General features: G+C 41.6%; 18 protein-coding genes. 4 read left to right on the forward strand and 14 right to left on the reverse strand.

Going from position 1 to position 14718, the window contains the following annotated elements:
* Positions 1-248 precede the first annotated feature (248 nt).
* Complete coding sequence (locus AC6RV6_RS10735; protein WP_500240834.1) at positions 249-2003, forward strand: mechanosensitive ion channel family protein; 1755 nt, start codon at positions 249-251, stop codon at positions 2001-2003.
* Positions 2004-2046: 43 nt separating this feature from the next.
* Here AC6RV6_RS10735 and AC6RV6_RS10740 read toward each other — a convergent pair whose 3' ends face one another.
* The 4 genes from AC6RV6_RS10740 to AC6RV6_RS10755 form a co-directional block, all read right to left on the reverse strand.
* The gene (locus AC6RV6_RS10740) at positions 2047-2337 is read right to left on the reverse strand and encodes a DUF2470 domain-containing protein (protein ID WP_500240835.1); all 291 of its coding nucleotides are present in this window, start codon (positions 2335-2337) and stop codon (positions 2047-2049) included.
* On the reverse strand, positions 2309-3115 hold the full coding sequence (locus AC6RV6_RS10745) for a cobalt-precorrin-6A reductase (RefSeq protein WP_500240836.1): 807 nt from the start codon (positions 3113-3115) through the stop codon (positions 2309-2311). The genes AC6RV6_RS10740 and AC6RV6_RS10745 overlap by 29 nt, the downstream gene beginning before the upstream one ends.
* A 22-nt stretch (positions 3116-3137) precedes the next feature.
* Positions 3138-3332, reverse strand: a complete 195-nt coding sequence (locus AC6RV6_RS10750; RefSeq protein ID WP_500240837.1) for a hypothetical protein — start codon at positions 3330-3332, stop codon at positions 3138-3140.
* Between the two features lie 85 nt (positions 3333-3417).
* On the reverse strand, positions 3418-4125 hold the full coding sequence (locus tag AC6RV6_RS10755) for a Tic22 family protein (RefSeq protein WP_500240838.1): 708 nt from the start codon (positions 4123-4125) through the stop codon (positions 3418-3420).
* A gap of 250 nt (positions 4126-4375) precedes the next feature.
* Here AC6RV6_RS10755 and AC6RV6_RS10760 point away from each other — a divergent pair, with 250 nt between their 5' ends.
* Positions 4376-4969 carry a cytochrome b gene (locus tag AC6RV6_RS10760; protein WP_500240839.1) on the forward strand — a complete coding sequence of 198 codons (594 nt, stop codon included), beginning with the start codon at positions 4376-4378 and terminating at the stop codon, positions 4967-4969.
* A 47-nt stretch (positions 4970-5016) separates the two neighbouring features.
* Here the strand turns inward: AC6RV6_RS10760 and AC6RV6_RS10765 are convergent, their stop codons facing one another.
* Complete coding sequence (locus tag AC6RV6_RS10765; protein WP_500240840.1) at positions 5017-6300, reverse strand: M16 family metallopeptidase; 1284 nt, start codon at positions 6298-6300, stop codon at positions 5017-5019.
* 101 nt (positions 6301-6401) lie between these two features.
* Positions 6402-7001, reverse strand: a complete 600-nt coding sequence (clpP, locus tag AC6RV6_RS10770) for an ATP-dependent Clp endopeptidase proteolytic subunit ClpP (protein WP_500240841.1) — start codon at positions 6999-7001, stop codon at positions 6402-6404.
* 14 nt (positions 7002-7015) lie between these two features.
* On the opposite strand from clpP, the gene AC6RV6_RS10775 reads away from it, so the two are divergent.
* Complete coding sequence (locus AC6RV6_RS10775; RefSeq protein WP_500240842.1) at positions 7016-7156, forward strand: hypothetical protein; 141 nt, start codon at positions 7016-7018, stop codon at positions 7154-7156.
* A 36-nt stretch (positions 7157-7192) separates the two neighbouring features.
* Here the strand turns inward: AC6RV6_RS10775 and trxA are convergent, their stop codons facing one another.
* The 3 genes from trxA to AC6RV6_RS10790 form a co-directional block, all read right to left on the reverse strand.
* Positions 7193-7612 (reverse strand): thioredoxin, encoded by a 420-nt coding sequence (trxA, locus tag AC6RV6_RS10780; RefSeq protein WP_500240843.1) that lies wholly within the window; start codon positions 7610-7612, stop codon positions 7193-7195.
* Positions 7613-7653: 41 nt separating this feature from the next.
* Entirely contained in the window at positions 7654-8310 is a 657-nt protein-coding gene (locus tag AC6RV6_RS10785; RefSeq protein ID WP_500240844.1) for a peroxiredoxin-like family protein, read from the reverse strand.
* A gap of 265 nt (positions 8311-8575) precedes the next feature.
* The gene (locus AC6RV6_RS10790) at positions 8576-9139 is read right to left on the reverse strand and encodes a Uma2 family endonuclease (protein WP_500240845.1); all 564 of its coding nucleotides are present in this window, start codon (positions 9137-9139) and stop codon (positions 8576-8578) included.
* Between the two features lie 94 nt (positions 9140-9233).
* Between AC6RV6_RS10790 and AC6RV6_RS10795 the strand changes: the two genes are divergently transcribed.
* Positions 9234-10472, forward strand: a complete 1239-nt coding sequence (locus AC6RV6_RS10795; RefSeq protein WP_500240846.1) for a bifunctional folylpolyglutamate synthase/dihydrofolate synthase — start codon at positions 9234-9236, stop codon at positions 10470-10472.
* Between the two features lie 90 nt (positions 10473-10562).
* On the opposite strand, the gene AC6RV6_RS10800 is transcribed toward AC6RV6_RS10795, so the two are convergent.
* The 5 genes from AC6RV6_RS10800 to clpS all read right to left on the reverse strand — a co-directional run bounded on the left by AC6RV6_RS10800 (position 10563) and on the right by clpS (position 14669).
* Entirely contained in the window at positions 10563-11975 is a 1413-nt protein-coding gene (locus AC6RV6_RS10800) for a DNA methyltransferase family protein (RefSeq protein ID WP_500240847.1), read from the reverse strand.
* A 24-nt stretch (positions 11976-11999) separates the two neighbouring features.
* Entirely contained in the window at positions 12000-12692 is a 693-nt protein-coding gene (locus AC6RV6_RS10805) for a metallophosphoesterase family protein (RefSeq protein WP_500240848.1), read from the reverse strand.
* A 29-nt stretch (positions 12693-12721) separates the two neighbouring features.
* Positions 12722-13441 carry a metallophosphoesterase gene (locus AC6RV6_RS10810; protein ID WP_500240849.1) on the reverse strand — a complete coding sequence of 240 codons (720 nt, stop codon included), beginning with the start codon at positions 13439-13441 and terminating at the stop codon, positions 12722-12724.
* Positions 13442-13461: 20 nt separating this feature from the next.
* Positions 13462-14304, reverse strand: coding sequence for a CPBP family intramembrane glutamic endopeptidase (locus tag AC6RV6_RS10815; protein ID WP_500240850.1), 843 nt, complete (start codon positions 14302-14304; stop codon positions 13462-13464).
* A 65-nt stretch (positions 14305-14369) separates the two neighbouring features.
* A complete protein-coding gene (gene clpS, locus AC6RV6_RS10820) occupies positions 14370-14669 on the reverse strand; it encodes an ATP-dependent Clp protease adapter ClpS (RefSeq protein WP_500240851.1) in 300 nt (99 codons plus the stop codon).
* Positions 14670-14718 lie beyond the last annotated feature (49 nt).

Genomic DNA, 14718 nt, shown 5'->3' on the forward strand with positions numbered 1-14718 from the left:
AGGATAGCGAAACTCTCACAGGGAATTATGGCAAATTTAAGGAGTTTATACCCAGTTGTTATATTCAGTATTTTAGCGATCGCTACTATTCAGGGTTTAGCCTTCCGTCCGAAGGAAGCACCCTGCGCGTAACAACGAGCCTTTTAAATCAACCCATAATGTAATTTGACTCAGATCGCTAAATGAGTAGATAATGAAAAAATTGAGTGACCTAAAGTAATGCTTTATCTAACAAGGAGCAATCGACCATGACAGCCATGACAATTAATATTATTACAATTGTTGCGGAAGTTAGTTTAGTTCTGATCTTTTTCTTTTTGGTTGATTGGTTCTTTGGCAGACTATACCGACAAATTTTTAAACTTCCTTTACTGGCTAAAAATAAAAATAGCGCGGCAACAATTCGTCGTAATGTTCGAGGTTTTCTTTTTGTCGTTAGTTTTCTCTTATCTTTGGGAATTATTGGCGCAAATGGATTTCTCATCTATCGCGGTAAAAATGTTCGCGATTATAGCTTAGACCTCATCAGTAAAATTCCGACAGAGTTTTGGATAGCCCTGGGGTTGGGAATTGTTAAAAGTATTGGAGCCATTATTGCAGCAAGTATTGTCCTGCGAATTTTTAACCGCTTGCTAGATATTATTTCCAAATACGCCCAAAATATTGATGGAATTGCGGATAATGATGAGAGTGTCGCTGAATTTTTCAATGCCTTTAAAAATAATATTAATAGTGCGTCCTGGATCGCAATTGTCATTCTCTGCGCTCAATTTCTCATTCTTCCTACTGTTGTCACTAAATATTTATATGTCCTGCTACGAATTTATGTCATTATCGCCATTGGCTTACTGATTTTCAAAATAGTTGCCGTGGTTATTGATAGCCTTGACGGTCTCAGTGTTAAATACTCCAGCCCTGATAATCTCTTACGATTTTACGAGCAACTGCGGCATTTAATCTCCTTCCTCAAGCGTTGCTTGGAATATATCATTTATGTTGTCATGGCAACCCTCGTGGTGCAACAAGTTGACTTTGTTGCCAATTTAGCCGATTGGGGTCCCGTGGGCATTAAATTGATCGCGATCGTTCTCTTAAGTCGCATCTTAATTTCAGTCATTTATTTGGTTGTTGAAGAATTATTACTCAAATCTCAAGAATTAAGTTCTACTCAAAAACAACGCCGTCAAACCATTACTCCTCTGGTTCAGAGTATTTCTAAATATCTTGTTTATTTTGGAGCAGGTGTTTTTATGCTCGATACCATTGGAGTCGATCCGGGTCCCATTTTAGCGGGTGCGGGGATTTTAGGTTTAGCGGTTGGTTTTGGGGCGCAAAACTTAGTCAATGATATTGTTTCCGGCTTCTTTATTCTCTTTGAAAACTATTATTTAGTAGGGGATTATATCGAAACCGACGAAGCATCGGGATATGTGGAAGCGATCGAATTGAGAACGACGCGAATTCGCCACCATCACGGACAAGTTCATATTTTACGGAATGGGGATATTACTTCAATTACGAACTATTCTAAAGAGTTTGTTTATGCTGCCGTTGATATTGGTGTCGATTATAATACCAATCTCGATCGCGTTTACACCATTGTCGAAGAAATTGGTTATCAATTGCAAGAAGAAAACGAAAATGTTCTCGAAGTAACGCAGTTTGAAGGGATTGAAGAGTTTGGCGAGATTCGCATTATCATTCATACCAAAACCAAGGTTAAACCGGGAAAACATTTACAAATCCAACGAATTTTGAGAAAACGTTACAAAGAAGAATTCGATCTCGCCGGCATTTACATTCCCATTGGTGAAATGGCAGATAAGCCAGACTGGGCGGTTAAACTCGATAAAGAAGAACGAAACCAAATCGAAAAAGCGGCAAAACAAGAACGTCCTAAAGCGATTAAACCCAAAACCCCAGAACAACCCCAAATTGCCAAAACTCCAACTCCAGAACAAATTCCTCCAGCAAAAGTTAAGAAAAAGAGGAGGTTTTGGTAATTTCAATCGCTATCTCGCCCCCTCACCATCTCTGCATAATTTTTTACGGTTTGCCCTTTGCCGTCCGTGCTTTTTTGACCATATCAATGAGGGTATGGTGAGCATCTTCTGAGTCAGCGAGAGTGCGATCGAAGGCAATTCTCACGGTCGTTTCTTGACCGTTAACTTGTACGTTTAAATTCATGCCTTGGGGATCGATCGCCAGCATTTGAGCTTGAGTGGCTTCTGGAGTATTGCCAAAAACGCGAGCGTATAAGGCGATCGCTTCGGCATGATCTTCATTCATGTGCTTACAAATACGATCGCTAATTTCCGGGGTGATAGGGTCTGCCATTGTGATACTCCTCAGTTAAAATACGATAACAAAATGTGAAAACAGCTTCTAAGTTTGCCGTTTGTCGGGGATAGCTCGCAGGCGGTCGCGCTACCACCAGCAAAGGAATGCCCAACTTAGCAGCAACCGATCGCTTGATATCTTCCCCTCCTGCCCGTCCCGAGGCTTTAGTCACCACGAGATCGATCTGCCACTGTTGCCAGAGTGCCTCCTCAAATTCGGCACTAATGGGAGGACGCAGAGCAATAAGTCGAGAGGGAGAAAATCCCGCCGCGATCGCTGCCTCTAATGAGTTTACAGCAGGAAGGACGCGAGCAAAAAGTGTCGCTCGTTCCTGCCACGGGCGAAAATAGGGCAGGGCTTTACATCCCACCGTCAGCAAGACTCGGCGATCGTGCAAATAATTCCCCGCAACCAATTCCGCAAAACTCTGCACTAAAATATCCCCCTCTGATTCTAAAGTCTGGCGTTCGTAGCGCAAATAGGGGATATTAAATTGAGCAGTGAGAGCGATCGCATTACGGGAAATACTGCTGGCATAAGGGTGAGACGCATCCACCACCGCCGCAATGGGTTCTTGCTCTAAAAATTCTGCAAGTTTGTCTGGGGTTAAGCGTCCCGTGCGAATTTCAAGGAAAGGACTGACGGGATAGAGCGATCGGGCGCTTTCCGTGGTCGCGGTGACGATACAAGCAATCTCGCGAGAAATTAGCAATTCCACAATCTCGCGACTTTCACTCGTGCCGCCGATCGTCCAGACCTTTTTCAGCGTTTTCAAGAGATTTAATGAGCGATCGCGCCTATCGTCCTTTTAGGGCTTTCTGAAAATTTTGCCGATAAGATTTGTTCGCAATGAGCAAAACCGGCCAGAGTAGTGCGAACATAATGCGATTGGTTATACCGGGTTGGAAATTAGTGTGCTTATATCCTTTCCAAAATTTCCAAATCCCAAGGCCATAAACCACAATAGCGATAACACCAAGAATTTGCCACATAATCGTTTAATCCTTAAATTCGCCAAGCATTTGCCTACATCCCAAGTTTAACAAGGAATCCAATCGATCGAATTGTAAATTGCTATCAAGGCGTTTGTTGCTGGAGCGATCGCACGTATTGTAAAGATTCATCAGACAAAACAAGAACGACTTGTTTCAAGGTTTCTTCTTGAGAACTTTCTAACGTCGAGATGACTAATTCCAAAGGGATGACTTGAATATTAACCGTGTTGGCTTGAGCGGGATTTTGTTGAGTAAAGCGGTTGACGAGATCGTCGAGTTTTTCTTTCTCAAAGAAAAAAGGGATAGCTTGGCGATCGTTGACTGTAAGACTGAGATATCCTCCCTCGGCTCCAGCCTTGGCAGCAAAAATGGGGGTACCTTGAAAATCTTGCTGAATTTGTTGTGCGGCTTCGACTTGCCCCGGGATCGCGACAAACTCAAACCAAATATCATCTTGCGATCGAGCCTGACGGACGATTTGGAGGAGGGACAGGGTTAAAACCTGTAGTTGGCGAGCCAATTCTGGTTGATTTTGTCCCAGATCGCTGATGAATGATTGGGCTTCTCGACGGCTGAGGAATACGCCGGTAAAGGCTTGCCCTTCTTCCCTCGAAGCTGTTAAAGGTTTGCCTTCACCATCCGTAATCATAAAAACGGGAACGGGAGAAAGAATGCGCTCGACATCTGCATCGGGTAGCGCCCGAGCAATGGAGTTTGGCCCTCCGAGACTGAAGAGGATGCCTAGAGAAATACTGAAGGTTGCCGTCCAACGGATTAATAATGATTTCATTCGCAATTCGATCTGTCTTGAATGCCTACTAAGGTTTAGCTTACCTCGCGATCGCAATTTTTGCCGACCTTATTTTTCTTGCTTAAAAGAGACAAGGAAAGAATCTTAAGAACAACGACTCGGGCATTTCTGGCGAAGAGAACACTAGAAAAAGATGTAATAAATTTAATAAAGTTTTTAGATTTTTATAATATTGTAGGTATCAAAGAGTAAATCGCTAGTCCCTACTCTCAGGTTTAGGAGGAATTCGATGACTTCTCGCGAAACAACTTCCCGAAGCAGGAAAACCCAATCTCGATTAACTTCAGCCTTCAAGCAATTGTGGTCGATGCACTGGTGGATGGCAACTTGTTATTTACTACTGCTTGTCGTCGGGTTGGTCATGGTCAAAATGCCAGATCAAGCCGCGATCCGGGAACACGCTTACATTTTTCACAAATCTCTTGGGGGCTTAACTTTAGCCTTGTTGACTTGGCGTATCTTCATTTTACAACAGGTTTGGTGGCGCAAATATACCCATCGCTTTCCTAAATTTACCAGTAAATGGATACGTCGGTTTCTGTTGCACGCAGCAATTTATCTGTTTATGCTGGGGGTTCCTTTGAGCGGGTTTTTCCTCTCTAATTCCTATCAAAGTAATGGGGTTTCTTTTTTCTGGATTGCCAATTTACCGGATATTTTTCCGATGAATAAAGAGGTTGTTGAGTTGGCACGTAATTTACATTTTTGGCTTGCCTATACTTTTCTCGGATTTGTTATTCTCCATGCGATCGATCAATTGAAATATTTGCGATCGCTTTGGCGACGAACAATTCAAACTTTAAACAAAAGACAAGACAGTTAAAGTTAGAACTCAACCCGGAGCGATCGCCGTTCATCGAACTCAAGTTACTAAGTTTTTCCTTTCATCACGACAACCCCATAAGCTTCTGGGTTGAGGTACTCTCGGGCGACTTTTTGAATGTCCTCGGCTTCGATCGCCCGCAAGCGATCGGGATAGGTTAAAGCGGGAGTTAAAGTTCCCATTTGCGATTGATAATAGCCGTAAAGATTAGCGCGATCGCTCGGACGTTCGTTAGCAAAAACAAAGCGGTTCGCAACTTGAGCGCGAATGCGATCGATCTCTGCGGGATCGACGGGTTCTTCTCGAAAGGAGCGTAAATGTTCGAGAATACTGCTCTCAACTTCAGGAATATTTTTAGCATCCAGTTGTGCGGCAATATAAAAGACCCCTTGAATACCTTGAGTAATGTTACTCGTACCGATGGAAGAAACCAGTTGGCGGTCTTCTCGCAAGTCGCGGAAGAGCCGAGACATCCTTCCTTGTCCTAAAATAGCCGCTAGCACATCAAGGGCGTAGCTGGTTTCTAATTCCTCTTTTCCAGGTACCCGCCATAACATCACTAGACGCGATTGATGCAATTGTTCGTCTTCCTCCTCACACCGCACGATCTCTTCAAAAATGGGTTCGGGGTGAAAAGTAAGAGAATTTGGCGCAGAACGATCGCCACGATGGGAGTAAGCGCGATCGCAGGCTTCGGTCACGATCTTGAATAATTCTTCTACAGGCAAGTTTCCGACGACAGAGGCGGTGATGTTTTCCGGGGCATACCAATAGCGATGAAAGTCCCGCATTTGTTGAGCAGACAACTTCTCGATAATTTCAGTCAGTCCGAGAACCGGACGGCGATAAGGCAAGCGCTCGAAACAAGTTTCCATGGCTCGGGCATAAGTGCGGCGACTGGGATTATCCTGCGATCGCCGAATTTCCTCTAAAACGACCATGCGCTCGCGTTCAAAGGGGCGATCGGCAATACTGGGGTTGAGAATTACTTCTAATTGTAGAGGAGCGAGATCGGCAAAATCTTTGGGGGCTGTTGTGATGTAATAATGGGTGTACTCTTGGCTGGTTGCCGCATTGGTAGCGGCTCCCCGTTCTTCGATCGCCCGCTCGAATTCGCCGCTATCGAGTTTGGAGGTGCCTTTAAAGACCATATGTTCGAGGAAATGCGCCATGCCGTTGATTTCGTCGGTTTCGCAAACAGAGCCAACATTGAGCCAGACATTCAAATTTACGGCATCCACAGGCATTTGTTCGGCGACAATGGTTAAACCGTTATCAAGTCGGCGAACTTCGGGGCGGTTGAGATTAGCTTTAGTGAGAGTTGCGGGCATTAGAGAAAGTAAGGGGAGAGTTGCGGGACTTGAGTGGCTCGAAGAACTTGAAGGAGATGAGAAATGTATCCTTTATCCCTCATCTCTCATCCTGTTAAATCTTAATTAGGGGGGTTGCTATCGGAAGGACGGCGATCGATTACCTGATCGATCAAGCCGTACTCTTTGGCTTCCTCAGCCGACATGAAAAAGTCGCGATCGGTGTCAGTTTCAATGCGTTCGAGGGGTTGTCCCGTGCGATCGGCGAGGTGGCGGTTTAATAAGGCTTTAAGATACAGAATCTCCTTGGCTTGGATTTCAATATCTGTTGCTTGACCCCGAGCGCCCCCGAGGGGTTGGTGAATCATGATACGGGAGTGAGGTAGACTCATGCGCTTGCCTTTTTGTCCGGCGCTGAGAAGGAATGCTCCCATACTGGCAGCCAAACCCACGCAAATCGTGGAAACATCTGGACGAATTTGATTCATGGTATCAAAAATACCCAGACCGGCAGAAACAGAGCCACCGGGAGAGTTAATGTAAAGATAAATATCTTTTTCGGAGTCTTCAGCTTCGAGGTAGAGAAGTTGAGCAACGATTAAGTTGGCGAGTTCATCGGTGACGGGCTGTCCGAGAAAAACGATACGCTCTCGGAGAAGCCGAGAATAAATATCAAAGGCGCGTTCGCCGCGACCTGATGATTCAATGACGGTAGGGATCATGTGTCGTTAATCTCGTGCTTGCATTTTTCTTAGTGTACCAATTTCTCGCTTGCGATCGCGGCTTTCTTGCCATTGGCACGGGTTGGGTTATTACGCTGTCAATCCTCTCTCGAACATTCGAGAGAGGACTCTACAGGCTAGAGTTATTATTTTGAGAAGAATTCTGAAAGTAGAATTACGAGCCTTGAGAATTAAGCAGCGATCGCGTTTTCTTCTCCGATTAATTCCCGAATTTCATCGAGAATGGCTTGTTTGGAAATCAGTCCCGGAATTTGCCGAACCACTCTACCATGATGGAAGAAAATGAGAGTAGGGACGGCTTGAATGGCATACTCACTGGCAATTTTGGGTGCAATATCTACATCTAATTTACCAACTTTGACGATCCTGTTTAATTCTTTTGCCAATTCGTTGATAATAGGATTCATGACGCGACAGGGACCGCACCAAAGGGCAAAGAAATCGACGATAACAAGGCGATCGCTTTTGAGAACTTCTTGAGAAAAGTTTTCTTCATTGAGGGTAATGTATTTGGTATTGTTAGCCATTGTCTTATTTTCCTGTTTTGTCGATCGTTGGTTTTTAGATTTTGGGAATAAGGAATAGAGCAAGGATATTTTTCGATTATCTATTCCTTATTTTCTCTTCTTTCTTAAACTGCAACCTCGATTTTTTTCAGTGCTGCAATAATATCTTCGGGATCGAGGCGCTTAGTATAATCTGTATTCGCAAAAGCATGAATGATTTTGCCATCTGGTGCAATAACATAGGTTGCAGGAATGGGTAATTCAAAGGTTGTATCGCCATTGTGCGCGGGAATATCGAGACCAAATTTATCGTAAACCGGGCGTAATTCTTCAGGAACAGTGAAGACTAAACCAAATTCACGAGCAATTTGATTGCCTCGATCGCTAAGAACTTCAAAGGTTAATTCATTTTTCTCGGCTGTAGAGAGAGAGTTATCGGGGGTTTCTGGCGAAACTGCCACTAAGGTTGCACCAAGTGCTTGAATTTCGGGTAATGCTTTTTGTAAGCCGCGCAATTCCATATTGCAATAAGGACACCAACCGCCGCGATAGAAGGACAAAACAACTGCTCCTTGTTTTAAAAACTTTTGCAGTTCTACAGATTGATTGTTAACATTCGGTAAGATGAAATTAGGCGCTTTTTCACCTACTTTTAAGGTGCGATCGATAATTCCGGATTCCGCCAGATCGCGATCTGTTTTTGCCATAATTGCTTTTGCTTCTTCTGGCTGTTTGGCGCGATTCTGTGTGAGTAAATCGGCGAGATCTTGAGTCAGACTCATGGTATTTCTCCTGAAATAGTAACTTTTTTTGAATGTTCGTTCCAGAATTGGCCAAAAAAAGAGAGCGATCGCAAAACATGAATTCGTGAGACGCTGTTTCTTTAACCTTCTTGAACTTACTCTAACAGTTTTGGAACGTTCGGTCAAGTATTTTTTGAAGATTGAGGAATTAACGGAAAAATCTTCATATAAAAGGGTTTCGGGAATTTTGTGGAATGAAGGAAAGGAGGAGAAGCGATCGCTAGGTACGGTTTTCTTCCTCCTTCTACTCTGATAACCAGCCGAATAGCGCTTCTACTGTGAGTTTAAAGTCCTTAGCAAAGTCGGGGACGGGAAGAACTTGCTGGGGTTCGTCAAAGAATTCAACTTGCTGCTGGGGACGATAAACTAGAATTGTTTCCTCTTCAGGATCGATAAGCCAACCCATTTGCGTTTGATATTGCAAACAGTGGAGAATGTTTTTAATCACTTTCGTAGAACTTTGGTCTGGAGAGAGAATTTCTATCGTCCAGTCTGGAGACGCTCGAAAAACATTGGTCAGTTTACCTCTTTCATCGCGAGGAATTCTCTCCCAAATAAACACGCAACTATCTGGAACTATCGATCGCCCTCCAAAGGTGCAACGTAATTCGGTAAATGCTCTCGCAATTTTAGCCGGTCTGAGAATGCTACTAATTGCAGCAGAAAGTTCGAGTTGAATTGCACTGTGGTGTCCTTGTGGCATGGGCTTTTGTCTAATCTCTCCATTGACATATTCGCTTGCGGGTTTGGTTTCTGGAAGTTTGAGAAACGCTTCTAAGGTCAGGGGTTTAGGAATCGCTTGTACCATGACAATAAATCTCCAATGCGATCGCTTTTAATCAACTCCCTTAATTATAAATGCGATCGCCCAGCAAATAAAACAAATTCTCGATGCAAATAGAATGGATATTAACGAGCTTCTCAAACCTTTTCAAAAATTTGGTATTAACTTAGGATTAGAACGAATTCAGCACCTTCTTGATAATCTCGGAAATCCTCATCATCGCGTCCCGATCGCCCATGTTGCAGGAACAAATGGAAAAGGCTCAGTTTGTGCTTATTTGTCTTCAGTGTTAACAGTAGCAGGCTATAAGGTCGGTCGTTATACGTCTCCACATTTAGTGAATTGGACGGAACGAATTTGTATTAATGAAGAGGAAATTAAAGCAGAACAATTAGAAGAGATAATGAAGGAAGTTATTCACGCGATCGCTCCAGAATATCCTCCCACTCAATTTGAAGTCTTTACCACCGCCGTATGGCTTTATTTTGCTCGCGAGAATGTCGATATTGCTGTTATGGAAGTCGGTTTAGGGGGACGCTTAGATGCAACAAATGTTTGCGAATCTCCTCTTGTGACGATTATTACCTCTCTCAGTCGAGAACATTGGCAAATTTTAGGGGATACTGTTGCTGAAATTGCTGGAGAAAAAGCAGGGATTTTGAAATCAAATTGTCCTGCAATTATAGGTAAATTACCCTTAGAAGCAAAACAAGTAATACACGAGAAAATCAAAACCTTAAGTTGTCCGACTGTCTGGGTAGAACCTGCAACAAAAATAGCAGAAAATAAAGCAAAATATAACAATATTGAATACGAGTTACCTTTACCGGGAGACGCTCAATTAATGAATTCCGCGATCGCGATCGCAGCACTACAAATCTTACAGCAAAAAGGCTGGCATATTTCCTCAGAATCTATCCAAACAGGCATTACTCAAACACTCTGGTTAGGGCGCTTACAATGGATGCAATGGCAACAGCAGAGAATCCTTATTGATGGGGCGCACAACCCCGCAGCCGCTCAAATATTGCGGCAATATGTCGATACTTTGAATGTGCCGATCGCATGGGTTCTCGGTATTTTAGCAACCAAAGACCAAAAAGGAATTTTAGCAGCATTATTAAGACCTTGCGATCGCATATATTTCGTTCCCATTCCCAATAAAGATTATACTGAACCCAAGAAATTAGCAGTACTAGCAAAACAAGTTTGTCCAGATTTATCATTTTGTCAAACTGACTCAGATCTTTTTCCTGCAATGAATAAAGCACTCACTACAGATGATTTAGTGGTTTTAGGTGGCTCTTTATATTTAGTCGGCTATTTTCTGGGACAAATGCGATCGCATCTCTCTTAGTAATGTATCTATAAATCATTTAAAGAAATATTGTCTAGTTGAATAGACAAATTTTCACTATTCAAAAAATATTCGATCCTATAATTAATCTCAATCCCTCAGTTTTGCTAGATTAATTCTCATTAATATATCAACATTGACAACACGCTTAGCATCAAAAAATATTAACGATTTGAGGAAATCTTGACATTTTTTTGAGTTGAGACAATTCACCCAATATTCTGATTCTGCTTGAGATTCAAACGGGATAAAATAACAAGTATCATCGACCATTGTAGGCTTGCAATCTAGAGGAGGAACGAGAGAAAAATGCAGATTCTTGTATAAACTCGAAATTGCCACTTTCCATTGAGAAAAACTATATTGACCAATTCCAAAAATCGAAAATCTCGGCTTATTCTTATAAATTGAACTTTTACGATTATCAAGAATTTGAGAATACTGAGATAAATACGCCCATGTTTTAGGAGCATGAATTGCAATTTCTTGCGTATCATCCTTTAAAGAGTTCTGAGTGACAATAACATATTTTTTAGCAAGCGATCGCCCATTGCCAATATCTGATGATTTTAAGAGAGGGTAAAGATAGGTTTCTTCGAGATTGACAGTTTCACCAAAACCATTTATTAATTTATTATTCTTGCAAGAAAGTTCCATTACTTTTGCTGCATCGTGTTTGACTCCAGAGCGCCATTGATAACTAGAATGACCATCAAGATATTTGTATTTTTCATAGTTGCGTAAATTTGCGATCGCTGCACCTTGATGTAACCCAAATTCGTAGAGAATTGTTTTATTATCGCTTAATGAAGAATAAACTATAGCAGATTGATTCATCGATTGCTTAGATAACTCTACAACTAATAAACAGGCATCAACTGCTACTTGAAAATGTTTTTTTGCATCAATCAAATATAATTGAGCGCGACCGATATTTATTTTTTGCTTCCAGAAGTGAAAAAGAGACTTTCTTGCTGTAGCAGTTTTACAAAGAAAGACTAAATACCCTTGAGAATGAATTGCTGACTCTAATAAACGAATAATAATCCATTCTGCAATATCAAAATTTGCTTTACCTGTTTTAGCTGCAAAGCCTTTGTAGCCTTGAAAATTTGATTTCTGAGGTAAATTTTTACTCTCCATTGTTCCTAGAGCAGAATTCGTCGCCCACGGAGGATTACCTAATAGAAGAATCTGTTTATTGACAAATTTGTTTAAAAATAAATTCCAATCAAAAGTAAAGAAATCTTGTTGTTTTATGGTGATGCGCTCGAAGTCCGAAAATTGCTGAGTAGAATATTGAAAGTATTCCCAATTGAGTTCAAAACCAAAATATTCTACTTGGTTTTGCCAATATTCATAAGCCGATTGCAAAAAAACTCCGAGGCCGCAGGTTGGTTCTATAACGATATCAGGTTGTATTTGATATTCTCCGAGCAATTGTACAATCTCTCGGGTTAAAATATAAGGTGTTTGAAAATCCCCAAATTCTTTCTTTTTCATGTTATACGTCAATTCAAGAAACATCTAGACCGTAAATTCATCAATCCAAGCCGATCGCATTTGTCCTCTTTGATTCGCCTGCCAGATTTTGCCGCTATTGACATCAAAACCCGTCAACCAACCTTGACCATAAACCCATGTATCAATACAAACTGTAGAACCGAAATTAAGAGGTTTACCACTTTTTTGAGAAGTGTGACCGCATACCATAATTTTACCAGAATAATGCGATACCGATTCTCGTAATTTTTCCCAAAAGATCGTATATTTGGATTGGGCATTTAAAGGAATATTCGGATCGACATTGGCATGAACAAAAAAATGAGTTTCTGTTTCCCAAAAATTACAACAAGTTTTCTCAATAAACCACCAATGCGCTATAGGAATATGTTCTAGTGTTGCTGTTTGTCCGGGAGTGACATAAGACTGTAAGGTTTTTTCACCTCCAAACTGTCGCCAATGCCGTTCTTCATATTGAGATTGACGAGATTCAAGTAGCATAATTTCATGATTGCCTTTTAAAGGAATTAATTGTCCTTTTTGATGCAGAGAAATGAGACGATCGATAACACCTTGGGAATCATTGCCGCGATCGATATAGTCCCCCAAAGTAATGATTGTATCTTCAGGTTGCAGCGCGATCGCAGCCAAAAGTAAATCGAAAGCACGGGAACAACCATGAATATCACCGATCGCGATCGTTCTTCCTAATTTCATTCCGAATCTCCTTTTACGATCGATGCAAGCTAATTCCCAACCTTAAAATCATCGATCCAACCAATTCGAGTTTCTCCTTTTTGATTGGTTTGCCAGATTTCCCCACTATTGACATCAAAACCCGTCAGCCATCCCTCACCATAAACCCATGTATCAATACAAATTCCATGGCCAAAATGAATCGGTTTACCAGTTCTTTGAGAAGTATGACCGCATACCATTGTTTTCCCAGATTGATGCGGTACCGATCCTCGCACTCTTAATTTTTCCCAAAAGAGTTTATGATTGGGTTGAGCATCTAATGCAATATTTGGATCGACAGTGGCATGGACAAAAAAATGTGTTTCTGTTTCCCAGAATTTACCGCAAGTTTTTTCAATAAATTGCCAATGTTCTACGGGAATACTGTCTAACGTTGCTAATTGTCCGGTGATGCTATAAGATTCTAATGTTTCTTTCCCGCCATATTGTCGCCAAAACCATTCTTTATTTTGAGATTGACGAGCTTCAAGTAGCATGATTTCGTGATTTCCAGTTAAAGGAATCAATTGCCCTTTTTGATGCAAAGAAATAACGCGATTGAGAATCCCTTGAGAATCATTACCGCGATCGATATAGTCCCCTAAAGTAATAATTGTATCTTCAGGTTGCAGTGCGATCGCAGCCAAAAGTAAATCAAATGCGATCGCACAACCGTGAATATCGCCGATCGCGATCGTGCGCCCTAATTTCATACCGGATTTTGTCATTGATTTTCCCTCAAAAGTCTTTAAATCTCATTTTCTTCAGCCGTTTTACTGGGAATAACCTGTACGATAAAAGCAAGAATTCCTAAAAAACACAATCCCATTAATCCTGCTAAAGGATTGCGATCGACTCCAGTAATCCACGAGGAAACGCGATCGCTATACTCGACTAAATTCCCAACATTAATAATATAATAACCCCAAACCAAACCTGCATGCAAGCCGATTGCACTCCCTAAGCGATTATTAAATCTGCGTTTGCTCCCCACTAAAATTAACCCTAATAACATCAATCCCGGAAATTGGGGAAAAGTCCGCATCATTTCTGCCAAAGGTTTGATAAAATGTACGGCAGCAAAAATAAGTGCATTTGCCCAAAGAGAAACTGAGACTGAATAATCTCGTTCTAATTCATCTAAAAACCAGCCGCGAAATAACAACTCTTCAGCAAAGCCAATCGCAACAGACATTAATAAACCTTCAAAAATTACGTTGATAAGATTTGCAGAGGGTTGAAAAATTGCCCAGCCACAAATTCCCATTAGTGCAAATAACGTAAGAATCATCCACAAACCAACGGCTAAACTATTAATGAATTCCGTCCCATTTTTTCGACTCCAAATTAAGCCATAATGCTTAAAAACTGAAGGGAGTTTCCAAATGTCTCGACCCCACCAACGCAACAAGAGGAGAAATTCAAGATAAAGAATACTCATCGTTGCGATCGCACGCAAATTTGTATCGTAACTCAACAAAAAATGTAACGGAATAAAGAAAGGAAGCCATGCGATCGCAAGGATAATAACAAAAATGCCCAGCCGTTGAGGTGCTGGGCGTTGAGAAATGAACAAACAAACTGTTTTCAAAATGATTTCCTCGAATTAAATCTTAGGCAAAAAACAGACACATCAACACATATATTCAGTAATCTCTACTCATCCGGTTCGATTGTGCTCGTTAAGCCATGATTTTTCAACGTTTCGCAATAGAATTCCGCCGGTTCTAACGCACAGGTAATGACCAAAGCAATACCATTATTATGAGCTTCCATCATAATACTGACTGCTTGAGGCTGCGTCAGTCCCCCGACAGTTTTCATGAGCGTTTGGACGACGTGTTCCATGGAATTAAAGTCGTCATTATGCAGTAAAACGCGATAACGTGGTGCAATCTTACGAACCGTTGCTGTTTTTTGACCAATTGCAGGTTTTTCCAGTACGTCTGTAGACACGAGCGCTATACCTCCTAATGGAAATTCTCTTGTAAAGAAAATATTGAGA

The sequence above is a fragment of the Spirulina sp. LEGE 11439 genome, from assembly GCF_059821285.1.

Excerpts from the sequence above, each read along its gene's own strand:
- AC6RV6_RS10735 (WP_500240834.1), top strand. The coding sequence starts at position 249 with ATGACAGCCATGACAATTAATATTATTACAATTGTTGCGGAAGTTAGT.
- AC6RV6_RS10740 (WP_500240835.1), bottom strand. The coding sequence starts at position 2,337 with ATGGCAGACCCTATCACCCCGGAAATTAGCGATCGTATTTGTAAGCAC.
- AC6RV6_RS10750 (WP_500240837.1), bottom strand. The coding sequence starts at position 3,332 with ATGTGGCAAATTCTTGGTGTTATCGCTATTGTGGTTTATGGCCTTGGG.
- AC6RV6_RS10755 (WP_500240838.1), bottom strand. The coding sequence starts at position 4,125 with ATGAAATCATTATTAATCCGTTGGACGGCAACCTTCAGTATTTCTCTA.
- AC6RV6_RS10760 (WP_500240839.1), top strand. The coding sequence starts at position 4,376 with ATGACTTCTCGCGAAACAACTTCCCGAAGCAGGAAAACCCAATCTCGA.
- AC6RV6_RS10765 (WP_500240840.1), bottom strand. The coding sequence starts at position 6,300 with ATGCCCGCAACTCTCACTAAAGCTAATCTCAACCGCCCCGAAGTTCGC.
- clpP (WP_500240841.1), bottom strand. The coding sequence starts at position 7,001 with ATGATCCCTACCGTCATTGAATCATCAGGTCGCGGCGAACGCGCCTTT.
- AC6RV6_RS10785 (WP_500240844.1), bottom strand. The coding sequence starts at position 8,310 with ATGAGTCTGACTCAAGATCTCGCCGATTTACTCACACAGAATCGCGCC.
- AC6RV6_RS10790 (WP_500240845.1), bottom strand. The coding sequence starts at position 9,139 with ATGGTACAAGCGATTCCTAAACCCCTGACCTTAGAAGCGTTTCTCAAA.
- AC6RV6_RS10795 (WP_500240846.1), top strand. The coding sequence starts at position 9,234 with ATGGATATTAACGAGCTTCTCAAACCTTTTCAAAAATTTGGTATTAAC.
- AC6RV6_RS10800 (WP_500240847.1), bottom strand. The coding sequence starts at position 11,975 with ATGAAAAAGAAAGAATTTGGGGATTTTCAAACACCTTATATTTTAACC.
- AC6RV6_RS10805 (WP_500240848.1), bottom strand. The coding sequence starts at position 12,692 with ATGAAATTAGGAAGAACGATCGCGATCGGTGATATTCATGGTTGTTCC.
- AC6RV6_RS10810 (WP_500240849.1), bottom strand. The coding sequence starts at position 13,441 with ATGACAAAATCCGGTATGAAATTAGGGCGCACGATCGCGATCGGCGAT.